Origin of the sequence: Rhizobium sp. RM (assembly GCF_013390595.1) — a bacterium.
In the GTDB taxonomy this organism is placed as follows: Bacteria; Pseudomonadota; Alphaproteobacteria; order Rhizobiales; family Rhizobiaceae; genus Agrobacterium.
In genome coordinates this window covers 244,288-270,088 of record NZ_JACAWV010000002.1, presented here as the reverse complement: position 1 = coordinate 270,088, position 25,801 = coordinate 244,288, and the positions used below count along the sequence as shown (strand labels likewise).

At 58.5% G+C, this 25,801-nt stretch carries 20 protein-coding genes; 3 read left to right on the top strand and 17 right to left on the bottom strand.

Annotation, left to right across the window (positions count from 1 at the left end):
• Positions 1-9 precede the first annotated feature (9 nt).
• Positions 10-381, bottom strand: a complete 372-nt coding sequence (locus tag HWX89_RS01420; RefSeq protein WP_003496409.1) for a response regulator — start codon at positions 379-381, stop codon at positions 10-12.
• Positions 382-512: 131 nt separating this feature from the next.
• On the opposite strand from HWX89_RS01420, the gene HWX89_RS01415 reads away from it, so the two are divergent.
• From HWX89_RS01415 to HWX89_RS01405, 3 genes are all read left to right on the top strand, one after another.
• Complete coding sequence (locus HWX89_RS01415) at positions 513-821, top strand: DUF3572 domain-containing protein (RefSeq protein WP_138795546.1); 309 nt, start codon at positions 513-515, stop codon at positions 819-821.
• Between the two features lie 85 nt (positions 822-906).
• On the top strand, positions 907-2,190 hold the full coding sequence (locus tag HWX89_RS01410; RefSeq protein WP_138795547.1) for a DNA polymerase IV: 1,284 nt from the start codon (positions 907-909) through the stop codon (positions 2,188-2,190).
• 146 nt (positions 2,191-2,336) lie between these two features.
• Positions 2,337-3,575 carry a L,D-transpeptidase family protein gene (locus HWX89_RS01405; RefSeq protein WP_138795548.1) on the top strand — a complete coding sequence of 413 codons (1,239 nt, stop codon included), beginning with the start codon at positions 2,337-2,339 and terminating at the stop codon, positions 3,573-3,575.
• Between the two features lie 10 nt (positions 3,576-3,585).
• Here HWX89_RS01405 and dnaE read toward each other — a convergent pair whose 3' ends face one another.
• From dnaE to nuoF, 16 genes are all read right to left on the bottom strand, one after another.
• On the bottom strand, positions 3,586-7,089 hold the full coding sequence (gene dnaE / locus HWX89_RS01400) for a DNA polymerase III subunit alpha (RefSeq protein ID WP_422646287.1): 3,504 nt from the start codon (positions 7,087-7,089) through the stop codon (positions 3,586-3,588).
• Positions 7,090-7,549: 460 nt separating this feature from the next.
• Positions 7,550-8,233 carry an ABC transporter ATP-binding protein gene (locus HWX89_RS01395; RefSeq protein ID WP_138795549.1) on the bottom strand — a complete coding sequence of 228 codons (684 nt, stop codon included), beginning with the start codon at positions 8,231-8,233 and terminating at the stop codon, positions 7,550-7,552.
• A 15-nt stretch (positions 8,234-8,248) separates the two neighbouring features.
• Positions 8,249-9,556, bottom strand: a complete 1,308-nt coding sequence (locus tag HWX89_RS01390) for a lipoprotein-releasing ABC transporter permease subunit (RefSeq protein ID WP_138795550.1) — start codon at positions 9,554-9,556, stop codon at positions 8,249-8,251.
• 22 nt (positions 9,557-9,578) lie between these two features.
• A complete protein-coding gene (proS, locus tag HWX89_RS01385; RefSeq protein WP_138795551.1) occupies positions 9,579-10,901 on the bottom strand; it encodes a proline--tRNA ligase in 1,323 nt (440 codons plus the stop codon).
• Positions 10,902-11,458: 557 nt separating this feature from the next.
• Entirely contained in the window at positions 11,459-11,728 is a 270-nt protein-coding gene (locus tag HWX89_RS01380) for a DUF1467 family protein (protein WP_138795552.1), read from the bottom strand.
• Between the two features lie 234 nt (positions 11,729-11,962).
• Positions 11,963-13,630, bottom strand: coding sequence for a ribonuclease J (locus HWX89_RS01375; RefSeq protein ID WP_138795553.1), 1,668 nt, complete (start codon positions 13,628-13,630; stop codon positions 11,963-11,965).
• Between the two features lie 202 nt (positions 13,631-13,832).
• Positions 13,833-14,573, bottom strand: a complete 741-nt coding sequence (locus HWX89_RS01370) for a biotin--[acetyl-CoA-carboxylase] ligase (RefSeq protein ID WP_178340590.1) — start codon at positions 14,571-14,573, stop codon at positions 13,833-13,835.
• Between the two features lie 26 nt (positions 14,574-14,599).
• Positions 14,600-16,042 (bottom strand): NADH-quinone oxidoreductase subunit NuoN, encoded by a 1,443-nt coding sequence (gene nuoN / locus HWX89_RS01365; RefSeq protein WP_138795555.1) that lies wholly within the window; start codon positions 16,040-16,042, stop codon positions 14,600-14,602.
• Positions 16,043-16,060: 18 nt separating this feature from the next.
• Entirely contained in the window at positions 16,061-17,572 is a 1,512-nt protein-coding gene (locus HWX89_RS01360) for an NADH-quinone oxidoreductase subunit M (RefSeq protein WP_138795556.1), read from the bottom strand.
• Positions 17,572-19,572, bottom strand: a complete 2,001-nt coding sequence (gene nuoL / locus HWX89_RS01355) for an NADH-quinone oxidoreductase subunit L (protein ID WP_138795557.1) — start codon at positions 19,570-19,572, stop codon at positions 17,572-17,574. Before nuoL ends, HWX89_RS01360 begins: the two co-directional genes overlap by 1 nt.
• 7 nt (positions 19,573-19,579) lie before the next feature.
• Positions 19,580-19,888 carry an NADH-quinone oxidoreductase subunit NuoK gene (gene nuoK, locus HWX89_RS01350; RefSeq protein WP_138795558.1) on the bottom strand — a complete coding sequence of 103 codons (309 nt, stop codon included), beginning with the start codon at positions 19,886-19,888 and terminating at the stop codon, positions 19,580-19,582.
• A gap of 28 nt (positions 19,889-19,916) precedes the next feature.
• Positions 19,917-20,531, bottom strand: a complete 615-nt coding sequence (locus HWX89_RS01345) for an NADH-quinone oxidoreductase subunit J (protein WP_138795559.1) — start codon at positions 20,529-20,531, stop codon at positions 19,917-19,919.
• Positions 20,532-20,671: 140 nt separating this feature from the next.
• Positions 20,672-21,163, bottom strand: a complete 492-nt coding sequence (nuoI, locus tag HWX89_RS01340; RefSeq protein ID WP_138795560.1) for an NADH-quinone oxidoreductase subunit NuoI — start codon at positions 21,161-21,163, stop codon at positions 20,672-20,674.
• A gap of 36 nt (positions 21,164-21,199) precedes the next feature.
• On the bottom strand, positions 21,200-22,246 hold the full coding sequence (gene nuoH, locus HWX89_RS01335; protein WP_138795561.1) for an NADH-quinone oxidoreductase subunit NuoH: 1,047 nt from the start codon (positions 22,244-22,246) through the stop codon (positions 21,200-21,202).
• Between the two features lie 12 nt (positions 22,247-22,258).
• Positions 22,259-24,340, bottom strand: a complete 2,082-nt coding sequence (gene nuoG, locus HWX89_RS01330) for an NADH-quinone oxidoreductase subunit NuoG (protein ID WP_138795562.1) — start codon at positions 24,338-24,340, stop codon at positions 22,259-22,261.
• 152 nt (positions 24,341-24,492) lie between these two features.
• Positions 24,493-25,797 (bottom strand): NADH-quinone oxidoreductase subunit NuoF, encoded by a 1,305-nt coding sequence (gene nuoF, locus HWX89_RS01325; RefSeq protein ID WP_138795563.1) that lies wholly within the window; start codon positions 25,795-25,797, stop codon positions 24,493-24,495.
• Positions 25,798-25,801 lie beyond the last annotated feature (4 nt).

Below are 25,801 nucleotides of genomic sequence, written 5' to 3'. Positions count from 1 at the left end.
CCAGCCGCCTTACGCGTCACCAAGATAGGTCTTGATGATCTCGATGAATTTCGGGACGGAAATCGGCTTAGAGACATAGGCCTCGCAACCGCCCTGACGAATACGCTCCTCGTCCCCTTTCATCGCAAAGGCGGTAACGGCGATGACAGGGATAACGTGCAGCTCATCGTCTTCCTTGAGCCATTTCGTGACCTCCAGACCTGATACCTCAGGAAGCTGAATGTCCATCAGAATGAGATCGGGACGGTGTTTGCGGGCGAGGTCGAGCGCTTCCATGCCGTTGCGCGTCTGAATCGTCGTGTAACCCGATGCCTCGATCAGATCGCGAAAGAGCTTCATATTCAGCTCGTTGTCTTCGACTATCATGACCTGTTTGGGCATGGCGAACAGTCCCCGCTCCGCTTTGAAACCTTCATCAAGACATATAAGTTGCCTCAGAGCCGATTCCATCGTCCAATTGTCGCGCTAGGCTAAAGCGATTTGGTTTCAAAATAGGTAACTTCGGAAGAGAAATGCTGCGACACACCAAAAACAAAGATAACATCGAAAAAGATCCGCAAGAAACGGCGGCCGCCATACTTGGCTGGCTGGCAAACGAGCCGGACATGCTCTCGCGGTTTCTGGCACTGAGCGGATTGCAGGCCAATATGCTTCGCGAAGCGTCGAACGACCCGGGCTTTCTGGCGGGGCTGACCGACTTCCTGATGAGCCACGAACCTGATCTGATGGCGTTCTGTGCAGCAACGGAAACAACACCTGAGACGGTTGCTGCGGCATGGCACCACTTTTCAGGCCCCGGCCTCGATTCCGGTGTGTATTGACGGCGCAGCGCTTGAGCGCAGATCGCTTGCAAGCTATGGTTGGCGACGTTCCCGTTTTGTTTAGGCTTCGGTTTGCTGTCAGGCCATGTCCACGTCGCACGCTTATGATCCCGGTTTCTGCCGTGACTGCCTGACGGGCCAGCCTGCCGGGCTGAAGCGTTGCCGTGCCTGCGGCAGCCCTCGCCTGCTGTATCACGACGAACTCTACCAATTGACGATTGCCCATATCGACTGCGACGCCTTTTATGCGTCCGTTGAAAAACGCGACAACCCCGATCTTGCCGACAAGCCGGTGATTATCGGCGGCGGCAAGCGTGGCGTGGTGTCTACCGCCTGTTACATTGCCCGTATCCACGGTGTGCGCTCCGCCATGCCGATGTTCAAGGCGCTGGAAGCCTGCCCCGACGCCGTGGTCATCAAGCCGAACATGGAGAAATACGTTCAGGTCGGTCGCCAGATCCGCAGCATGATGCAGGAGCTGACGCCGCTGGTGCAGCCACTTTCCATCGATGAAGCATTTCTCGATCTGTCCGGGACCGAGAGATTGCACCACGATCCTCCCGCCCGCGTGCTGGCGAAATTTGCCAAGCGCGTGGAAAAGGAAGTGGGCGTGACGGTGTCCGCCGGGCTCTCCTACTGCAAGTTCCTCGCCAAAGTCGCGTCTGACCTGCGCAAGCCGCGCGGTTTTTCGGTAATTGGTGAGGCCGAAGCCCTGTCCTTTCTGGCCACACGGCCTGTCACGACCATATGGGGCGTCGGAAAGGCCTTTGCCGCAACGCTGGAGGCGGATGGCATTCGCATGATCTCGCAACTGCAGGAGATGGAAGAAGGTGACCTGATGCGCCGCTACGGATCGATGGGACAGCGGCTCTATCGCCTGTCACGCGGCATCGACGAGCGCGATGTGCAAAGCAACGATGCCGCCAAGAGCGTGTCGTCAGAAACCACGTTCTTCAACGATATCTCGCGCCATGACGATCTGGTGCCGATTTTACGGTCGCTTTCGGAAAAGGTATCCGCCCGCCTGAAAAAGCACGGCATCGCCGGCAAGACCGTCGTTCTGAAAATGAAGACGTCAGACTTCAAGATCCGCACCCGCAACCGCAAGCTCGATGATCCCACCCAGCTTGCCGACCGGATATTCCGTATCGGTCTGTCGCTGATGGAAAAGGAAACCGACGGCACCAAATTCCGTCTCTTGGGAATTGGCGTGAGCGAGCTTTGCGATGCGGCACTGGCCGATCCGCCCGATCTCGTCGACAAGCTGGCAGGGCGACGTGCTGCGGCGGAAGCCGCCATGGACAAGCTGCGGGACAAATTCGGCAAGAGCAGCGTCGAGACCGGATACACCTTCGGTACCCGAAAATAGAGGCTGCATTCAGCCCGCGCCGACAAATGCGGGGTTATTTTAGCATTTACACAATCTCGTGATGGCACAGACAAGGCCGTCCTTAAACTTCCTTAAACTTAACATGGTTGAGTAGAGGCAGTTTTGTACATGTGGTGTATTGCGTCATGTCCCTTCGCCTGCGTCTCCTGACCGGCATGTTGTCGGCCAGCATTCTTGCCTTTCCAGCTCTTGCTGCCGACCAGAAATCGCTCCAGATCGTCGTCTCGAAAAGCGAGCAATCGCTGGCGCTTTACGAGAATGGTGAAATCATCGCCACCTCGAAGATTTCGAGCGGCAAGGCGGGACATGAAACGCCAAGCGGCATCTTCTCCATTCTGGAAAAGCGCAAATATCACGAGTCCAACATCTATTCGGCCGCGCCCATGCCGTTCATGCAACGGCTGACATGGTCCGGCATTGCACTGCATGAAGGCAAGGTGCCGAACTATCCGGCCTCGCACGGATGCGTACGGTTGCCCTCCAAGTTCGCTCAGTCACTGTTTAGCCAGACCGATCGCGGTGTTCATGTGATCATCACCGGTGCACCTGTCTCGCTGCGCTTCGTGCAGCATCCCGCCCTGTTCCAGCCGCGCGACGATTCCGATGACGGCAAGCTGCTGCTTTCCGACGTAGAACTGCGCCCGGCGACATTCGACACCGCCCTTGGTTCAGTCGAGGTTGCCGTCAACGAGCGCACCAACGCCATCAAGCCGGCGGTCAGGGAAAAGCAGTCCGCACCGCTACGCATTCTCATCACCCGCCGTGGCGAGCGAGAGAAAGTCATGGATATCCAGTCACTTCTGACCCGGCTCGGCTTTGATGCCGGCACGGCCGACGGTTACGCGGGCGAGATGACCATCAGCGCCATCAATGGCTTCAAACGCTGGAAGGGCATGAAAACGACCGGCCCGCTGCTGACGGATGCCTTTACCAGGGCACTCTACCAATCCGCCGGAGAAGACCACGCGCCAAGTGGCCAGATCATGGTGCGGCAGGACTTCAAGCCGCTGTTTGAAGCGCCCGTCGACATCAAGGACCCCAACATCGCGCTCGGCACACATTTCTTCGAGGCGGTTTCTGTCGATCGCGACAGCGGTCATGCCGAATGGAACGGCATGACGCTGGAAAACCACCTGCCGGCAGCAGCCCGTAAACGGCTTGGGATCACCGAGGCAGAGGCACCTGGCGGTTTCGATCAGCTAAGCGCCGTGCTCGACCGCATCGACATCCCGAAAGACATCCGTGAGAGGATCGAGGAAGAGCTGTCGACCGGAAGCTCGATCACGGTGTCGGATCTCAGCCATGCGATGGAAACGGGCCAAGGCACGGATTTCATCACGGTGACGAAGGAAGGGCCGGTCTGAACCTTCAGGATCAGACCAGTTCGACGTCCACGACGCCGGGTGCCGAGCGCAAGGCGGCGGCGATTTCCGGCGAGATGCGGTATTTCTCCGTCAGTTCCACCTCGATCTCACGGCTTCCCTCGTCCTTGATGACGATGAAATACACCGAGCCATCGCCTCTGGTGTTGAGGTGGCGCGCTACGGTTTTCAAAGGACCGGAATCACGGACGTAAACGCGCAGCGCCTTCTGCATCTGCACGGATTTCTCCTCCAGCGACTGCGCCGTCTGGATACGCAGTCCGATGCCTTCCGGCCGCTCTTCGGCTTGAACGGTGATTACCAGCGACTTGCCGACTTCGAGCAGGTCACGATACTGCCCGAGACCTTCGGAAAACAGCACGGCTTCAAACTGGCCGGATGAATCCGAGAAGGTGATGATACCCATCTTGTTGCCGGTGCGTGTCTTGCGCTCCTGCTTGCCGGTAACGGTGCCGGCCAGACGCCCGGCTGTCGCGCCCTGTTTCACCGCGCCGGAGAAATCCGCGAAGGTCTGCACCCGGAGTTTTTCGAGAATGGGCTTATAGGTATCGAGCGGATGCGCGGTGAGGTAAAAACCGAGCACCTGATATTCACGCAGCAGCTTTTCCGAGGCAAGCCAGGGCTGGAAGGCCGGCAGAACCAGCTTTTCCGGACCGCTTGCGCCGCCAGAGCCGAACATGTCCGACTGGCCGGTGACACGGCTTTCCTGCGCGCGCTGCGAATAGCCCATGATGCGATCGAGACCGCCAATCAGTTCGGCTCGATCCTTGCCGAAGCAGTCGAAGGCGCCGGCATTGATAAGGCTTTCCAGTACGCGCCGGTTGATCTGTTTGGGATCGATACGCAGGCAGAAATCTTCAAGGCTCGAAAACGGCTTGTCACCACGCACCGCAACGATGTGTTCGACCGCGCCCTCGCCGACGCCCTTGATGGCGGCGAGCGAATAATAGATGCGGCTCTCACCCGTTTCGAACTGGCGATAGGAGGTCTGCACCGATGGTGCAACGATCTCGATACCAAGACGACCGGCATCCTGACGGAAATCGTTGAGCTTTTCCGTGTTGGCCATATCGAGCGTCATCGACGCAGCCAGGAACTCGACCGGATAGTGCGCCTTCATGTAGGCGGTCTGGTAGGAGACGATAGCGTAAGCGGCTGCGTGTGACTTGTTGAAGCCGTAGTTCGCGAACTTGGCGAGAAGATCGAAGATCGTATCGGACTGAGCCTTCGATACGCCATTCTTGATCGCGCCATCCACGAAACGTTCGCGCTGCTTGTCCATTTCCTCCTTGATCTTCTTACCCATGGCGCGGCGCAGAAGATCGGCTTCGCCAAGCGAATAACCGGACAGAACCTGGGCGATCTGCATCACCTGTTCCTGATAGACGATAACGCCCTGCGTTTCCTTCAGGAGATGATCGATGGTCGGATGGATCGACTCGATCTCTTCCTCACCGTGTTTACGGGCGTTGTAGACCGGAATGTTTTCCATCGGGCCCGGACGGTAAAGGGCGACCAGCGCAATGATGTCCTCGATGCAGTCGGGCCGCATGCCGATCAGGGCTTTGCGCATGCCCGCACTTTCCACCTGGAAGACGCCGATGGTCTCGCCGCGGGACAGCATTTCATAGGTTTTCGGATCATCGAGCGGGATCGCGGCAAGGTCGACACTGACGCCGCGCTTGGCGACGAAATCCACCGCGACCTTCAGAACCGTGAGTGTTTTCAGGCCGAGGAAGTCGAATTTGACGAGACCGGCGCTTTCCACCCACTTCATGTTGAACTGGGTGACGGGCATGTCCGAACGCGGATCGCGATACATCGGCACGAGCTGCGACAGCGGCCTGTCGCCAATAACGATACCGGCGGCGTGGGTCGATGCGTGGCGATAAAGCCCTTCGATCTTCTGGGCGATATCCAGCAGGCGGGCAACGACCGGTTCCTTGTCGGCCTCTTCCTGCAGGCGCGGCTCTTCCTCAATCGCCTTCGACAGGGGCGTTGGATTTGCCGGATTGTTCGGCACCAGCTTACAGATTTTGTCGACCTGGCCGTAGGGCATTTCCAGCACGCGGCCGACGTCGCGCAACGCGGCGCGCGCCTGCAACGAACCGAAGGTAATGATCTGCGCCACCTGCTCGCGACCATATTTCCGCTGCACATAGCGGATCACCTCTTCGCGACGATCCTGGCAGAAGTCGATATCGAAGTCAGGCATCGATACGCGTTCCGGGTTGAGGAAGCGCTCGAACAGCAGCGAGAAACGCAAGGGGTCGACGTCGGTGATCGTCAGCGCGTAGGCAACGAGCGAGCCCGCACCCGAACCGCGGCCGGGACCAACGGGAATATCGTGCTGCTTGGCCCATTTGATGAAGTCGGCAACGATCAGGAAGTAGCCGGGAAACTTCATGCGTTCGATAACGCCGAGTTCGAAATCGAGCCTGTCGCGGTACTCCTGTTCCGTATAACCAGCCGCCATGCCGAGTGCGGCCAGACGATCATTCAGACCTTCGACGGCCTGACGGCGAAGCTCGCCGGACTCGGCGCGTTCCGCCGCCTCCGGATCGTCGCTGGCGCCGGTAAAGCGCGGCAGAATCGGTCCACGCTTCTTCAGAACGTAGGAGCAGCGCAGCGCAATCTCGACGGTGTTTTCCAGAGCCTCGGGAACGTCGGCGAACAGCGCCATCATCTCGGCGCGGCTTTTCAGATAGTGGTCCGGTGTCAGGCGGAAACGGCTGTCATCGGACACGATGGCATTGTGCGCCACCGCCATCAGGGCGTCATGCGCCTCATAGTCGGCCTTCGACGGGAAAAACGCCTCGTTGGTGGCAACCAGCGGAACCTCGTGCTCGAAGGCAAGACCGATCATCCGCCGTTCATGGGCACGGTCGAAATTGCCCTGCCGCTGCAGCTCGATATAGAGCCTGTCACCGAACAGAGACTTCAATGTCAGCAGCCGGTCTTTCGCCTGATCGGCATGACCTTCCCGCAAGGCGATATCGATTGGGCCGCCCGAAGCACCGGTCAGGGCAATCAGGCCGGCATTGGAACTTTCCTCCAGCCAGGCACGGGAGATGTTGACCGCATGGTGCCCGCTGCCCTCACCTTCTAGGTAAGCGCGGCTGACGAGGTCCACCAGACGCTCATAGCCTTGCGCATCGGCAGCAAGCAGCACGATGGAAGGAAGTTTTGCGAGATGTGCATTGTTGTTGCGACGGTCTTCCACCGCATCCTGCATGTCGATGGAAACCTGACAGCCGATGATCGGCTGCAGACCCTCATCACGCGCCTTTTCGGAAAACTCGAGCGCAACGAAAAGGTTGTTCGTATCGGTGATGGCAATGGCCGGCTGGCCGTCTGCCACCGCCTTCGACATGATCTTCTTGAGGGGAAGCGCCCCCTCAAGCAGGGAGTAAGCGGAGTGAACCCGCAGATGGACAAAACCGGGCGTCGTCAGTTTTTCGCCCGAGGTTTCGCCGCTTGCAGTCATCTCGCCCATTCCGTCATCCCGTCATTCTGAATCGCGGCCGATTTTCGAACTTCCGGGCGGTAAAGTCCACAGGCAAGAGGGACATATTCAGGCTTGAATTCAAGCCAGCCAATTCAAGCCTGCCATCAGAGGGCAGTGAGGATCATCGAAAAGCTAGCGACAAAAACGGCGATCGAGGTGAAAGCGGCGACGTCACGAACGAAATCAGTCATTTGGTCTCTCCTTACTCGTTATGTTCCACCTTTGTTCTCATTTTGTTTCATTGTCAACAGGCTTTTGCCCGCTTCTGTCTTGTACAAACGGCAGAATCGAGTCCGGGTTCCCTTGCCTCCAAAGCAAGCCTTTGACTCCAAAACGAAAAACCCGAAGGTGCAGAAAGCGCCTTCGGGTTGAAAAAATTCTGGTGTGGAGAACAAAGCGGCTGAGTGGATGTTCCTCTCAGCCCAAAATCGCCAGGCTTCCGCCGTGATCAGAAATCGACGATCTTGCCTTCTGACAGCGTCACACGGCGATCCATACGAGCAGCAAGTTCGTGATTGTGGGTGGCGATCAACGCCGCAAGACCGGACTGGCGCACCAGCGCCTCCAGCGCGTCGAACACATAATGCGCCGTCTCGGGATCGAGGTTGCCGGTAGGCTCGTCAGCGAGCAGCAGCAGCGGCGCATTGGCCACGGCGCGGGCAATCGCCACACGTTGCTGCTCACCGCCTGACAGCTCGGCCGGGCGATGTTCGGCGCGGTGACCTACACGCATGTAGTCGAGCAGCGCACTGGCGCGTGCTGCCGCTTCCTTGTTCGAAAGACCGGCGATCAACTGCGGCATCATCACGTTCTCCAGCGCGGTGAACTCCGGCAGCAGGTGATGGAACTGATAGACGAAGCCGATATCGCTTCGGCGGATTGCCGTGCGGGCCTCGTCACCCAGATCGCTGCAGGGCTGGCCATTGATGAAGACCTCGCCCGCATCGGAATGTTCCAGCAGCCCAGCCAGATGCAGCAGGGTCGACTTGCCCGTTCCGGATGGAGCGACCAGTGCTACCATCTCGCCGCTCTTCATTTCAAATTCGGCCTTGCGCAGAATGGACAGCGAGGTTTCACCCTGACCGTAGGTCCGCTCGATGCCGGTAAGCCGCAGCACAGTTTTTTTAGCCATATCGGGAAGCGGTCCTTATTCGTAACGCAGAGCCTGAACCGGATCGAGCTTGGAAGCCCGCCATGCAGGGAAGATGGTTGCCAGGAAAGACAGCGTCAGCGCCATGATGATGACGGAGATCGTTTCGCTTACATCCATTTCCGCCGGAAGCTGGCTGAGGAAATAAAGCTGCGGATCGAAGAGCACGGTACCGGACACCCAGGAGAAGAACTGGCGGATCGATTCCACGTTCAGACACACAAGGATGCCAAGCGCCACACCGGCAAAGGTGCCGACGATACCGATGGCCGCGCCAGTCATGAAGAAGATGCGCATGACCGAGCCTGAACTCGCACCCATGGTGCGCAGGATGGCGATATCGCTGCCCTTGTCCTTCACCAGCATGATGAGACCGGAAATGATGTTCAGCGCCGCGACCAGAACGATCAGCGTCAGGATCATGAACATCACGTTTCGTTCCACCTGAAGGGCGGAGAAGAAGGTCTGGTTTCGTTGTCGCCAGTCGGTGATATAGACCTGCCGTTCGGCAGCCTGCTCGACAAGCGGCCTGATGCCGTCAACATTGTCGGGGTGGCTGACGTAAAGCTCGATCGACTGGACGATGCCCTCGGCATTGAAATAGAGCTGCGCCTCGCTGAGCGGCATATAGATCATCGACGCATCATATTCCGACATGCCGATCTCGAAGACGCCGGAGATCTTGTAGGATTTGACGCGCGGATTGACGCCCATCGGCGTCACGTCGCCTTCCGGCGAAATCAGTGTGATGTCATCGCCTGCCGTCACGCCGAGCTGTGAGGCGAGCCTGGAGCCGACCAGAACGCCCTCGCCCGACATGAAACCGACGAGATCGCCCGTCTTCACGTTGGAGGAGACTTCCTTGATCTTCTCGATGTCTTCGGTGCGAACGCCGCGCACCAGAGCGCCGGAACCTGCACCGCCACGGCCGGAGGCCAGCGTCTGGCCCTCCACCAGCGGCAGGGCCATGGTGACGCCCGGGACGGCGCCGAACTTCTTTGCCAGATCGTCGTAATTGTTGAAAGGCGTATCGATCGGCTGCACGATCATGTGACCGTTGATGCCGAGAATGCGGGAAATCAGCTCGGTACGGAAACCGTTCATCACCGCCATGACGATGATGAGTGTCGCCACACCCAGCATGATTCCAACGAAGGAAAAGCCGGCGATGACGGAAATGAATGCTTCCTTGCGCCGCGAACGCAGGTAGCGCCAGGCCACCATGCGTTCAAACGCAGAAAACGGCCGGGCGGCAGTTTCCTTTACGGAAGCTGCCGCACTTTTGTCAGCCTCGGCTTTTGCCATGTCGTCTCCTCGATCCGGCTTCTCAGCCAAGCACCTTGTTCATCGCAGCTTCGATCGTAACGGTTTCGCGCTCGCCGGTTCTGCGGTTCTTGACTTCGACTTCGCCGTTCGCAACCGAACGCGGACCGACGATGATCTGCAACGGAACGCCGATCAGGTCGGCAGTTGCAAACTTCTGGCCCGCACGGTCGTCCGTGTCGTCGTAGAGAACATCCTTGCCCGCTGCGGTGAGCGAATAATAAAGCTTTTCGCAGGCCGCATCGCAGGCGGCATCGCCAGACTTCATGTTGATGACGACGACGTCGAAAGGCGCGACCGAAGCAGGCCAGATGATTCCGTTCTCGTCATGCGAGGCTTCAATGATGGCGGGAACAAGGCGCGTCGGGCCGATACCATAAGAACCCATGTGGACAAGGTGTTCCTTGCCATCTGCGCCCTGAACCTTGGCGCCCATCGGCTCGGAATATTTGGTGCCGAAGTAGAAGATGTGACCGACTTCAATACCGCGTGCGGAAAGCCGCTCGCCGTCCGGGATCGCATCATAGGCCGTTTCGTCATGCATTTCCGAGGTTGCGGCATATTCAGACGTCCACTCGTCGAACACGGCCTGCAGGGCGTTCACATCATCGAAATCCGTATCGACGGACGGGATGGCGCGATCGAGGAAGCTCTTGTGGCAGAAAACTTCCGACTCGCCGGTATCGGCCAGAATGATGAACTCGTGGCTATGGTTGCCGCCGATCGGGCCGGTGTCGGCGCGCATCGGAATGGCGCGCAGGCCCAGACGCTCGAACGTACGCAGATAGGCGACGAACATCTTGTTATAGGAATGGATCGCGCCTTCCTTCGTCAGATCGAAGGAATAGGCGTCCTTCATCAGGAACTCGCGCGAGCGCATGGTGCCGAAACGCGGACGAACCTCGTCACGGAACTTGAGCTGAATGTGGTAGAGGTTCAGCGGCAGGTTCTTGTAGGACTTCACGTAGGAACGGAAGATGTCGGTGATCATCTCCTCATTGGTGGGGCCGTACAGCATCTGACGATCCTGACGGTCCTTGATGCGCAGCATCTCCTTGCCGTAGTCGTCATAACGACCGCTTTCCTGCCACAGCTCGGCCGACTGCAGGGTCGGCATCAGAAGCTCGATGGCGCCGGAGCGATTCTGCTCTTCGCGGATGATCGCGTTGACCTTGTCCAGCACACGCTTGCCGAGCGGCAGCCAGGAATAGATGCCGGCGGACTGCTGCCGGATCATGCCTGCGCGCAACATAAGACGGTGAGAAACGATCTCCGCTTCCTTGGGATTTTCCTTCAGGATGGGCATAAAATAACGGCTGAGACGCATGACGGCTTCCATTGTATCTGGCGAGAGCCCACTGACGCGGGAATCGCCTCTAATAAAGGGATATTGGCGCCGTACATAACCGTTTCGGGTGAAGAAGAAAACCCGCCGTTGAAACGGGCCGCAGGGCGTTTTCATGACAATTTTGAGACACGCGGTTCTCACAAAACGCTTTGATCGGAATATTATTCTTGATTGGGTGCGACAAATTGAAACGCAGAGAATTTTTTGCCGACTGTAACAAATATGCAAAAAATTAGATGACAAGCCTGGGGGATTAGGCTAATTTTAGCTCACAAAAGAGGCAAGAAGTCTAAATTCTTGTCGTTTTCGCGGTCAGTCTTGGGAGGATCAGATCTTAGGCGCGCTAGTTCGCTGCCCCGGTAACGGTTACAGATCACGCGAAACCTAAAAAACAAGGCTGAAATGCCTTGTTTTTTTTTGCTTTTTTCAAAACAACGCAAAATTGCGTTTCATCAATCCGGTAAAATTGTGATTGTCAACCGAACGAGTTTGGCGACCCTCCTAGCACCAGACTCATGACAGCCATATGACAGGTTTCAGTCGTAGACTGGTACGATGCGTGGCAAATCATCCAGGGTAAAACCAAACCACCAGGATGCGCCGTACCAGATGCCGCAGACAAATGCCGAAATCGCCGTCGTCATCAACAGCACGCGCAGCCCCCTGAATTTTGCTGGCGCGCTGGCGACCGTGCCGAGCGCAACGTCACCATCTTCTGCCTGCGTGCGCAGGCCAATCGGCAAAACGACGAAAAGAACCGTCCACCAGACGATGAAATAGACGGCAAAAACCGAAAGCCACTGCACGAATATCCTCCCAGACTTCGAAACGGCGGGAACCGAAAACGGTAACGGCGCCGCGCTATTTTTCTTTGGCGCATATGTTTATCGCAAAACCACCGCTCTGCGCGACGTGCTGCGGGATCAAATCGGCGTTTGATCCCGCTTATCCTTGTAGCGCATTCACCGGGAAACCGGAATGCAACCTCATTCTTTCGCAAGCCCCGGTTACGGAGCCTGCCCACCAACGTGGTATGCCGATCAGACTTTTGTGAGGAAGACCGTAACGATCGGCTTTTTGCCCCAGGCCTGATTTGCCGCAGCACGAACGGCGCGACGCACCGCTTCGCGTACCATTTCGAGATCTTTGCGACGGGCACGCGGAATGCTTTCAACGGCGCCGAGAACGGCGTCGTACAGCGTGTCTTCCATGTCCTCGCCTTCGTCATCGAACTCCGGCAGGCCGAACGGCACGACATCGGGGTCTCCCATGAAATCGAACCGGCTGTCCAGCACGACATTGACGGAGACGTGACCAGCGAAGGAGAGCTTGCGGCGGTCGCTTATGCCCATTTCGTCCATGTCGCCGATCAGTTTGCCATCTTTGAAGACACGGCCATGCGGCGCATCGTCGATGACCTCTGCAGGACCCGGCGCAAGGCGGAGAATGTTGCCGTTGCGGACCTTCGGTACCTGCGGAATACCAGCCTGCTCGGCAAGCTCCTTCTGGGCGACCAGGTGAGCGGCTTCGCCATGCACCGGAACGACGATCTGCGGCTTGGTCCATTCGTACATGCGCAGCAGTTCGTTGCGGCGCGGGTGGCCGGAAACGTGCACGAGCGCCTCGTTATCGGTCACGATATGGATGCCCTGCTCGATCAGGCCGTTTTTGATATCGATGATTGCCTTTTCATTGCCAGGAATGGCGCGGGACGAAAAGACGACCGTGTCACCAGACGCAAGCGCGACATTGCGCATTTCATCACGAGAAAGCTTGGCAAGCGCGGCACGCGGTTCGCCCTGCGATCCGGTCAGGATCAGCACGACCTTGTCGCGCGGAATATAACCGTACTCATCTTCGGCCAGGAATGGCTTGATGCCTTCCATGATGCCGAGGTCCTGCGAGACATTGACGACGCGCTTCAGGGACGAGCCGAGCAGCAGCACCTCGCGGCCTGCGGCCTCCGCCGCCTGGGCGATGGAACGGATACGGCCGACGTTGGAGGAGAAGGTGGTAACAGCCACACGTCCTTCGGCATTTTCGATGATCTGCCGCAAACCTTCGGACACCTCATGTTCGGAGGGCGAAACACCATCGCGAACCGAGTTGGTGCTGTCGCAAAGCAGCGCCAGGACACCTTCTTCACCAATGGCGCGGAACCGTGCCTCGTCCGTCAACGGCCCGAGTGATGGCGCTTCGTCGATCTTCCAGTCACCGGTGTGGATGACATTGCCGAGCGGCGTACGGATGACCAGCGACATCGGCTCGGGAATAGAGTGATTGACGCCGACAGCCTCGATTTCGAACGGACCGACATTGATACGGTCGCCCGCCTTGAACGGCGTGATCGGAATTTCGGCGCGTGTACCCTCATAGTTGCGCTTAGCCTCGAGCATGCCGGCGGTGAAGCCGGATGCATAGACCGGCACGTTGAGGCCGGGCCAGAGGTCGTTCAGAGCGCCGTAGTGGTCCTCGTGGGCGTGGGTGATGATGATGCCCTTGAGGTTTTTCTTCTGCTGCTCGATGTAGCTGATATCGGGAAGCACCAGATCGACGCCCGGCAGATCGGGACCGGCGAAGGTAACGCCGCAATCGACCATGATCCACTGGCGCTTGCTTGCCGGTCCATAACCGTAAAGCGCCAGATTCATGCCGATTTCACCGACCCCGCCGAGCGGCAGGAAAACGAGTTCGTCCTGTGTAGCCATTGTTGTTCTTGTCCATTCATAACGGCATGCGGGCCGCAGCGGCTGGCTGCAACCCGGTATCCATTGTCAAAGCATCGGACATATCAAGCGTCAGGACAACCGGGCCGATGCGGAACCGGTCTGACGCCCTGCTTTTCATGAGCAGCAGGGGTACTCCAAACCTTTTGGGCAGGCACGGCGCGTCCGTTGCAGCGCGTGGCACTTACCCGAAAAATACGTCGCCGGCGGCAATTGCCCGTCTTGGGCCATCGTCCTCATCCAGCAAGAGATAACCGTGATCGTCGATCCCGACGAAACGCCCGCCGACAGACCGGTCCGGGAAATTCACGGTGATGCGTTCACCAATACCACAGGCGGCAGCGCGCCAGCCTGTCATGACTTCTGCGACACCTTTGCCCTGATCCCAGGCCTGCAACACCTCTGCCGTCTCACGAAACAGATGCGCAAAGAGCTCGTCCGGCGAGCAGGCAGCGCCATGCTCGGACAGCATGGTAACAGGGTAATGCGGATTATCGGGTTTGTGGGCGATATTGATCCCGATGCCGATCACCACCGCACGGCGACCATCGGGGAGAATTTCCGCTTCCATCAGAATACCGCAGGTCTTGTTGCGGCCAATCAGGATGTCGTTCGGCCACTTGATTTCGAGCGGCGCACCGCCGGTGGGCAGAACAGAGCGAACGGCGCGATATACGGCCAGCGCGAAAGCGAGCGGCAGGGAGCCGACATGCTCCATCGGCGCGGGATCGATGAGGAGAAGCGATGCGTAGAGATTGCCGGGTTCCGAAACCCAAGGCCTGCCACGGCGGCCCTTGCCACCAGTCTGGCGGGATGCGGTAACCCAGAGGTTGCCGCTGTCCCCTGCCCGCGCACGGGCAAAACATTCGATGTTGGTCGATGGCGTTTCCGCCATCGCCTCGTGCCGGAAGTCGTCGATCGACATCCGGCCCGTGTTTTTCAGCGTATCAATCAAAAGAACGTCTTTGCTGCGGCGGTAACCGCGTTGCCCAGGGCGCCACCAAACAGGATGAAGCCGAGAACGAAGATACCGGAGAAGGCATAAACGATCTTCAGTTCGCCAGCAGGACGGTCGAAGCTATCCTTGGCTTCGTCGAACCACATCACCTTGACGACGCGGATATAGTAGTACGCGCCGACAACCGAACCGATGACACCGATGATGGCAAGCGCATAGAGCTTGGCTTCGATGGCAGCGAGGAAGACGTAATACTTGCCGAAGAAGCCGGCCAGCGGCGGAATGCCTGCGAGCGAGAACATCAGAATGGTCAGCACTACCGCCATGAAGGGGTTGGTTGAAGACAGACCAGCCAGATCCTCGACATTTTCAACATTGCCGATTTCCTTGCGACGCATGGCAAGAATGCAGGCGAACGTGCCGAGCGTCATGACCATGTAGATGGTCATGTAGAGGATGACGCCGGAAACGCCTGCCTCCGTGCCGGCGGCTAGGCCAACCAGCGCGTAACCCATGTGACCGATGGAGGAATAAGCCATCAGGCGCTTGATGTTCTTCTGACCGATCGCTGCGAAGGAGCCGAGCAGCATCGAAGCAATCGAGATGAACACGACGATCTGCTGCCAGTCGGCAAATACCGGCTGGAAGGCTTCAACGACGATGCGCACGAGAATTGCCATGGCGCCGATCTTCGGAGCAGCGGCAAGGAATGCCGTAACCGGGGTCGGTGCACCTTCGTAAACATCCGGCGTCCACATGTGGAACGGAACAGCCGAGATCTTGAACGCCAGACCGGCGAGAACGAAGACCAGACCGAAGACGAGGCCGAGCGAACGGGTTTCAGCCGTCAGAACCTGAGCGATTTCTGCAAAGCCGGTGTTGCCGGTGAAACCGTAAACCAGAGACATGCCATAAAGCAGCATACCGGAGGACAGTGCACCAAGAACGAAGTACTTCAGACCGGCTTCGGTCGAACGGAGGCTTTCGCGGTTGATCGCGCAGATGACGTAGAGAGCCAGCGACTGCAGCTCCAGCGCCATGTAGAGCGAGATCATGTTGTTGGCCGAAATCATCAGCAGGATGCCGAGCGTCGCCAGCACCAGCAGGACCGGATATTCGAAACGGCCGATCGGCTCGAAACGGCTTTGGCCGACAGAAAGGATCATCGCGGTGATCGAACCGATCAACGCCAGAACCTTCATGAAGTTGCCGAAGGCATCGGCGACGTAAACGCCGCCGAAGGCCAGTCCCGAAGCGGGAGCGAAGACGATCCAGAGACCGACGACAAGAAGCAGCGCCACGGAAAGGCCCGTGACCGTCGTCGTCGACTTGTCGCCCGAGAAGACGCCAATCATGAGCAGCGCCAGCGCGCCGACCGCAAGGATCAGCTCGGGCGTCGCGATGTGCAGACTGGCAAAAAGAATTTCAGCGGTCATGTCCAACGGGTCCTGTCGTCAATTCATAGAGAGCGCAACGTTCTGCGCCGCCTGCAATGCAGCCGTATAGTTGTTTACCAGAAGATCAACCGATGCAGCCGTCGCATCGAACACCGGAGCCGGGTAGACGCCGAAGAAGATCGTCAGGACAACCAGCGGATAAAGGATGACCTTTTCGCGGGTCGACAGATCGAGCATCGACTTCAGGCTTTCCTTCTCGAGCGCACCGAAAATGACGCGGCGGTAGAGCCACAGCGCATAGGCGGCCGAAAGGATGACGCCGGTTGCCGCGAAGAGAGCAACCCAGGTGTTGGCGCGGAACACGCCGACCAGCGTCAGGAACTCGCCGATGAAGCCAGACGTACCCGGAAGACCGACATTGGCCATGGTGAAGATCATGAATGCCACGGCGTATTTCGGCATGTTGTTCACGAGACCGCCGTAAGCAGCGATTTCACGGGTATGCAGACGATCATAGACGACGCCGACGCAAAGGAAGAGCGCGCCGGAGACGATGCCGTGCGACAGCATCTGGAAGATCGCACCCTGCACGCCCTGAACGTTGGCGGCAAAGATACCCATGGTCACGTAACCCATGTGGGCAACGGAGGAGTAGGCGATCAGCTTCTTGATGTCGTCCTGCATCATCGCGACCAGCGAGGTGTAGATGATGGCGAGAACCGACAGGGTGAAGACGAACGGCGCGAAATAGTCCGATGCCAACGGGAACATGGCGAGCGAGAAACGGATGAAACCGTAACCGCCGAGCTTTAGCATGACGCCAGCCAGGATGACCGAACCAGCGGTCGGAGCCTGAACGTGCGCATCCGGAAGCCAGGTGTGGACAGGCCACATCGGCATCTTCACCGCGAAGGCTGCAAAGCACGCCAGCCACAGCCAGGTCTGCATACCGGCCGGGAAGCCGTATTTCAGCAACTCGGTGATGTCGGTCGTGCCGGCCTGCCAGTACATCGCCATGATGGCGAGCATCGTCAGAACCGAACCGAGCAGCGTGTAGAGGAAGAACTTGTAGGATGCGTAAACACGATCCTTGCCGCCCCACACGCCGATGATGACAAACATCGGGATCAGCGTTGCTTCGAAGAAGACGTAGAAGAGAACGGTGTCGAGCGCGACGAACACGCCGATCATGACGACTTCCAGAAGAAGGAAGGCGATCATGTATTCCTTGATGCGCTTTTCAACCGAATCCCAGCTTGCCAGCACGCAGAACGGCATGAGGAAGGTGGTGAGGATGACGAACAGCATGGAGATGCCATCGACGCCGAGGTGGTAGGAGGCAATGTTGCCGAACCAGTCATGCTTCTCGACCATCTGGAAGCCCGGGTTCGAATTGTCGAACCCGATCCAGACGAACAGCGAAACGATGAAGGTGAACACGGTCGTCAGCAGCGAAACATTGAGAATGTTGCGGCGACCGTAAGGACCGTTCTCGTTGGTGAGCAGCAGCAGCACCACGCCGACCAGCGGCAGGAACGTGACCGTTGAAAGAATGGGCCAATCGGTCATCAGAAGGCACTCCCGAGCATCATCCAGGTGACAAGCGCCGCGATGCCGATCAGCATCGCAAAGGCATAATGATAAAGGTAGCCGGACTGCAGGCGGACCATGCGGTTGGTCACATCAACCACACGCGCTGCAATACCGTTCGGACCGTAATGATCGATGACCGCCACGTCGCCCTTCTTCCACAGGAAGCGGCCGAGTGCCTTCGCCGAACGGACGAAGAGGAAGTCATAGAGTTCATCGAAGTACCATTTGTTGAGAAGGAACTGGTACAGGCCACGATGGGTCTCGGCCAGACGCTTCGGCGTCTCCGGCGACTTGATGTACATGTACCATGCCGTCACGAAACCAAGAGCCATGGCTGCGAACGGGCTCCACTTCACCCACTTCGGAACATTGTGGAACTCATGCACGATGTGGTTTTCAGGACCGGTGAACAGCGCACCCTTCCAGAATTCCTCATAGTGATGGCCGAAGAAATATTCGACGAAGCCGACACCAGCAAACAGTGCGCCAGCGGTCAGGATGAACAGCGGCAGCAGCATCACCATCGGCGATTCATGGACATGGTGCATGACATCTGCGGAAGCGCGCGGCTTGCCGAAGAAGGTCATGAACGCCAGGCGCCAGGAATAGAAGCTGGTGAACAGTGCAGCGATGACGAGAAGCGTGAAGGCGAAACCGCCAAGGCTCGAATGCGAGGCAAATGCCGATTCGATGATGGCGTCCTTGGAGAAGAAGCCAGCGAAGCCGATGGACGTGCCGGGGATACCAACACCGGTCAGCGCGAGCGTACCGACAGTCATCGTCCAGAAGGTGACCGGGATGTGCTTACGCAGGCCGCCCATGTAACGCATGTCCTGCTCGCCATCGACGGCGTGGATGACGGAACCGGCGCACAAGAACAGCAGAGCCTTGAAGAAGGCGTGCGTGAACAGGTGGAACACGGCCGCACCATAAGCACCAACGCCAAGCGCCACGAACATGTAACCGAGCTGCGAGCAGGTCGAGTAAGCGATGACGCGCTTGATGTCGTTCTGAACCAGACCGACAGTCGCGGCGAAGAACGCCGTGATCGCACCGATCAGCGTAACGAAGGTCAATGCATCCGGCGACAGTTCGAACAGCGGCGACATGCGTGCCACGAGGAAGACACCGGCGGTCACCATGGTTGCGGCGTGAATGAGCGCCGAAACCGGCGTCGGGCCTTCCATGGCGTCCGGGAGCCAGGTGTGCAGCAGGAACTGCGCCGACTTACCCATGGAGCCCATGAACAGCAGCAGGCAGACTGCGGTGATGGCGTGGCCCTTGTCGAGGCTCATGCCGAACAGGTTGATGACGGCGTCGGTGGACGCAGCGCCTTCAGCCGGCAGATAGGTCGAGGCGGCAGCAAAGATCGTTTCGAAGTTGATCGAGCCGAACAGAACGAAGACGCCGGAAATGCCGAGGATGAAGCCAAAGTCACCAACGCGGTTGACGATGAACGCCTTCATGGCCGCAGCCGATGCGGACGGCTTCTTGAACCAGAAACCGATCAGAAGGTAGGACGCCAGACCCACGCCTTCCCAGCCGAAGAACATCTGCAGCAGGTTGTCGGAGGTGATGAGCATCAACATCGCAAAGGTGAAGAGCGACAGGTATGCGAAGAAGCGCGGACGATGCGGATCGTGGTGCATGTATCCGATCGAATACAGGTGCACGAGACAGGACACCGTGTTGACCACGACGAACATGACAGCCGTCAGCGTGTCGATACGGAACGCCCACTCGACATCGATGCCGCCGGACTGAATCCAGCGCATGACGCTGACCTTGATGATTTCGCCGCCCTCACCGTGGCCGAGAAGCGCGACATTCACAAACACGATCCAAGACAGGACCGCGACCACGATCATCAGACCGGTGGTGACATATTCCGAGGCCTTGGCACCGATCGAGCGGCCAAACAGGCCAGCGATCAGGAAGCCGATCAGCGGAAGAAAGACGATAGCCTTGTAGATCATAGCCTTATCAGCCCTTCATCATATTGACGTCTTCCACCGCGATCGATCCACGGTTGCGGTAGAAGACAACGAGTATTGCAAGACCGATGGCCGCTTCGGCAGCAGCGACGGTCAGGATGAACAACGCAAAGACCTGGCCGACGATGTCGTTCAGGAAGGACGAGAACGCCACCATGTTGAGGTTGACCGCAAGCAGGATGAGTTCGATCGACATGAGGATGACGATGACGTTCTTCCGGTTGAGGAAGATACCGAAGACGCCGATCGTGAAGAGGATCGCGCTGACCGTCAGGTAGTGGGAAAGACCGATTTCCATTCTAATATTCCTTAGATCCGTTCGCGCCTCAGATACCCTGGCCCGGCTTGACCTTGACCGTCGTAACGGCGGTCTTGGGGTCACGTCCGACCTGGGTGGAGATGTCCTGCCGCTTGATGTCGGTGCGGTGACGCAGCGTCAGCACGATCGCGCCGATCATGGCGACCAGCAGCACGAGACCCGCGAGCTGGAAGAAGTAGACGTAGTTTGTATAGAGAACGTCGCCGAGAGCTGCCGTGTTGGTGCGCTCAGTGACAGGCGGGATCGGCATGGTGATCGACTTGGCCGCCTGCGGCGACAACATGCTGCCGCCGATGACGACGATCAGCTCTGCCGCGAGGATAAGACCGATCAACGCACCAACAGGTGCATATTGCAGCACGCCCGAGCGAAGTTCGGCGAAATCGACATCCAGCATCATGACGACGAAGAGGAAGAGCACCGCCACGGCGCCGACATAAACAACCAGCAGGATCATGCCGAGAAACTCGGCTCCCGTCAGCAGGAACAGCGCAGCCGCGTTGAAGAAGGTCAGGATCAGGAAGAGAACCGAGTGAACCGGGTTCTTCGATGCGATGACCAGAAACGCCGACGCCACCGCGACGAAAGCGAATATGTAAAAGAATATAGCGTGCAGACCCATGTTGGTGCCTTCTCGTCCTCATCCGGGCAGAGAAGACCTCCTCGGTCCCCTCACCCGTTTGTCCCTGCCGGTAACACCGGACAGGCATTTACTCTCTCAACGTTCATCGAAGCCGAAGCTCCGCGGAACACGGTTGCGCCTTAACGATAAGGCGCATCCAGCGCGAGGTTGCGCGCGATTTCACGCTCCCAGCGGTCGCCGTTGTCGAGAAGCTTCTGCTTGTCGAAATACAGCTCTTCGCGGGTCTCGGTTGCGAACTCGAAGTTCGGACCTTCGACGATCGCGTCGACCGGGCATGCTTCCTGGCAGAAACCGCAATAGATGCACTTCACCATGTCGATGTCGTAGCGCACGGTACGACGGGTACCGTCGTTGCGGCGCGGACCAGCTTCGATGGTGATCGCCTGAGCAGGACAGATCGCTTCACACAGCTTGCAGGCGATGCAGCGTTCTTCACCGTTGGGATAACGGCGCAGAGCGTGTTCGCCACGGAAGCGCGGAGAAACCGGACCCTTTTCAAACGGGTAGTTCACCGTCGCCTTCTGCTTGAAGAAGTGACGCATCGTCAGGAAGATTGCGCCGACGAATTCCTTGAGGAACAGCGAATTGACGGCTTGGGAAATGCTTGCCATCTCAACCTCCAGTTCTTTGAGCGAGGAGTTCAGACATCAACCGGCCCACCCCGTCAGCTTCAATACGAATGCAACAATAACAACCATGGCAAGCGACAGCGGCAGGAACACCTTCCAGCCAAGGCGCATGAGCTGGTCATAGCGGTAACGCGGAACGAAAGCCTTAACCAGAGCGACCATGAAGAAGACCATGCAGCCCTTGATCGCGAACCAGACGATGCCCGGTACCCAGTTCAAGAACCAGACGTCCACGATCGGCAGCCAGCCACCGAGGAACAGGATCGTCGTCAGGCAGCAGATCAGAACGATGGCAGCATATTCGCCAAGCATGAACATCATGTACGGCGTGGAGCCATATTCGACCATGTGACCGGCGACCAGTTCCGATTCCGCTTCCGGAAGGTCGAAAGGCGGACGGTTGGTTTCGGCAAGACCCGAAATGAAGAACACGATGAACATCGGGAACAGCGACAGCCAGTGCCAGTCGAGGAACGACGGCGGCAGGCCGAGCATCGTGCCGAGGCCGGTGCGCTGTGCCAGAACGATGTCCGTGAGGTTCAGCGAACCGACGCAAAGCAGAACGGTGACGATGACGAGACCGATGGACACTTCGTAAGAGACCATCTGCGCAGCGGAGCGAAGCGCGCCGAGGAACGGGTACTTCGAGTTCGAAGCCCAGCCGCCCATGATGATGCCGTACACTTCAAGCGAGGAAATCGCGAAGATGTAGAGAATGCCGACGTTGATGTTGGCAACCACCCAGCCATCCGCAAACGGGATAACGGCGTAAGTGGCAAGTGCCAGCGTCACGGCAACCAGAGGCGCCAGCAGAAATACGGCCTTGTTGGCACCGGCCGGAATGACCGGCTCTTTCAGAATGAACTTCAAAAGGTCGGCGAAGGACTGGAACAGACCGAAGGGACCAACGACGTTCGGGCCGCGACGCAACTGTACGGCAGCCCAGACCTTACGGTCGGCCAGCAGCAGGAAGGCGATGGACACCAGCAAACACACGAGAAGCAGCAGGGACTGGCCGACCATAATCAGCGCGGGCCAGACGTAGCTCCAGAAAAACGATTCCATAATCCCCTACCCTTACTCTGCCGCAGCCTTGAAGTTGTTGCGGGCCAATGCGGAGCACTCGGCCATCACAGCGGAGGCGCGCGCAATCGGGTTCGTCAAATAAAAGTCTTTTACCGGCGAGGCAAACGCCGATTTGTTGAGTGAGCCAACCTTGCCGGCCAGTGCCTCGATATCCTTGCCGTTGCCAGCAATGACGTCGTCGGTTTCAGCCAGATGCGGATGGGCAACGTAAAGCTGGCCGCGCAGAGCCGACAGCGAGTCGAACGGCAGCTTCTTGCCGAGAACGTCGGAGAGCGCACGCAGGATTGCCCAGTCTTCGCGGGCTTCGCCAGGTGCGAAACCTGCACGGTTGCCAACCTGAACGCGGCCCTCGGTGTTGACCCAGATACCGGACTTTTCGGTATAGGCCGCACCTGGCAGGATGACGTCGGCGTGCATTGCGCCGTGGTCACCATGGCTGCCGATGTAGACAGTGAACTTGGCACCCTTGTTCGACAGGTCGATCTCGTCCGCGCCGAGCAGGAAGAGAACGTCCATCGACGCGACCATGTCAGCAGCGGCAACACCGCCCTCACCCGGTACGAAGCCGATATCCAGACCGCCAACGCGAGCAGCCGCCGTGTGCAGAACCGAGAAACCGTTCCACTCTTCGGTGACAGCGCCAACCGAAACGGCAAGCTTTGCAGCAGCGGCGAGAACGGCAGCACCATCAGCGCGCGCCACAGCACCCTGACCGATGATGATCAGCGGGTTCTTGGCAGACTTCAGCTTGTCAAAGAAGCTGTGCGAGCCGTTTGCCAGATCCGACAGCGTTTCTGCGCCGGAACCGAGGTATTCGTAGTCGTAACGCAGTTCGCCGCCTTCACCGATCACACCGATCGGGAAGCCGCCACGACGCCAGCGCTTGCGGATGCGGGCGTTGAGAACGGCCGCCTCGTAACGTGGGTTGGCGCCAACGATCAGCAGCGCGTCAGCCTGTTCGATGCCTTCGATGGTGGCGTTGAACAGGTAGCTGGCGCGGCCGAGCGACGGATCGAGCGCTGCACCATCCTGACGGCAATCGACATTGGCCGAGCCGAGCGATGCGAGAAGCGACTTCAGCGCGAACATTTCTTCAACAGAGGCCAGATCGCCGGCGATTGCGCCGATCTTGCTGCCCGAGGTTGCGCTGACGGCGGAACGGATCGCGCCGAAAGCTTCGCCCCAGGTCGCAGGCTGCAGACGGCCATCCTTGCGAACATACGGACGGTCAAGGCGCTGCGTCTTCAGGCCATCCCAGATGAAGCGGCTCTTGTCGGAAATCCACTCTTCGTTGATGGCTTCGTTGACGCGCGGCATGACGCGCATGACTTCACGGCCACGCGTATCGACGCGGATCGCCGAACCGAGCGCGTCCATGACGTCGATGGTTTCGGTCTTGTTGAGTTCCCACGGACGCGCCGTGAAAGCGAATGGCTTGGAGGTCAGCGCGCCAACTGGGCAAAGGTCAACAACGTTGCCCTGAAGCTCTGAGGTCATCGCCTGCTCGAGATAGGTGGTGATCTCGGCGTCTTCGCCGCGGCCGATCAGGCCAAGCTCTGCAATGCCGGCCACTTCCGTGGTGAAACGAACGCAGCGCGTGCAGTGAATGCAGCGGTTCATGACCGTCTTGACGAGCGGCCCGATGTACTTGTCTTCGACCGCACGCTTGTTCTCGGCGTAACGCGAACCGGCAATACCGAAGGCCATAGCCTGGTCCTGCAGGTCGCACTCACCGCCCTGGTCGCAGATCGGGCAATCCAGCGGGTGGTTGATGAGCAGGAACTCCATCACGCCTTCGCGGGCCTTCTTGACCATCGGCGTGTTGGTGAAAACTTCCGGCAGTTCGCCGTTCGGGCCGCCGCGGATATCGCGCACGCCCATGGCGCAGGATGCTGCAGGCTTGGGCGGTCCGCCCTTCACCTCGATAAGACACATGCGGCAGTTACCCGCGACCGACAAGCGCTCGTGAAAACAAAAGCGCGGAACTTCGGCGCCAGCCTCCTCACACGCCTGCAACAGCGTGAAATGATCCGGAACCTCGATCTCTTTACCGTCAACCTTGAGCTTTGCCATGGTTCTACTTACGTCCTGTTGCCTGTTCGTCCCGTGTCCCACACAGTCCGCAACAAATCCTTAATCACGCCCAACACTTCAATGAGTTAGCCAGACGCTTCATGATGGTTCGACGCCGGTTGGGGCCAGCGCCGCAGCCAACTGCCGAATGATTATTCGGCAGCCTCGAGAACAGCGCCATCATCCATGGCCCTGTAGGTATACTGATCGATCCGCTTTTCGATTTCCGGACGGAAATTGCGGATCAAAGCCTGAACCGGCCATGCAGCCGCGTCGCCGAGCGCGCAGATGGTGTGGCCTTCGATCTGCTTCGTCACTTCGAACAGCATATCGATTTCGCGCTTCTGCGCGTTGCCCTTGACCATGCGCTCGAGAACGCGCCACATCCAGCCCGTGCCTTCGCGGCAAGGCGTGCACTGGCCGCAGCTTTCGTGCTTGAAAAAAGCTGCAATACGGGCAATCGCCTTGATGACGTCGGTGGACTTGTCCATGACGATCATGCCGCCCGTACCGAAGGACGACTTGACTTCACGCATGCCGTCGAAGTCCATGATGGCATCCTTCATGTCCTCACCGCGAACGATGGGGCACGATGCGCCGCCAGGGATAACGCCGAGGAGATTGTCCCAGCCGCCGCGAATACCACCACAGTGGTGTTCAATCAGCTCGCGGAACGAAAGACCCAGCGCGTCTTCGAAGGTGCACGGACGCTCGACGTGACCCGAAACCATGAACAGTTTCGTGCCGACGTTGTTCGGACGGCCGATGGACGAGAACCATGCAGCGCCACGACGCAGGATGGTCGGAGCAACGGCGATGGACTCGACGTTGTTCACGGTGGTCGGGCAGCCGTAGAGACCCATGTTGGCCGGGAACGGCGGCTTCAGACGCGGCTGGCCCTTCTTGCCTTCAAGGCTTTCGAGCAGCGCGGTTTCTTCACCGCAGATATAAGCGCCGGCGCCGTGATGGACGTAAACGTCGAAATCCCAGCCGTTCTTGTTGTTCTTGCCGAGCAGGCCGGCGTCATAGCATTCATCGATCGCGGCCTGAAGGGCTTCGCGCTCACGCATGTATTCGCCACGAACGTAGATATACGCCGTGTTTGCACCCATGGCGAAACCGGCAATCACGCAGCCTTCGATCAGCGTATGCGGATCGTTGCGCAGGATTTCACGGTCCTTGCAGGTGCCGGGCTCGGATTCGTCAGCGTTGACGACGAGATAGTGCGGACGACCGTCGTTTTCCTTCGGCATGAAGGACCACTTCAGACCGGTCGGGAAGCCAGCGCCGCCACGGCCACGCAGGCCGGACGCCTTCATCTCGTTGATGATCCAGTCACGGCCCTTTTCGATGATCTGCTTGGTGCCGTCCCAATGGCCGCGCGCCCGCACACCCTTCAGGGACTTGTCCTTGAGGCCGTAGAGATTGGTAAAGATGCGATCCTGATCTTTTAACATACTT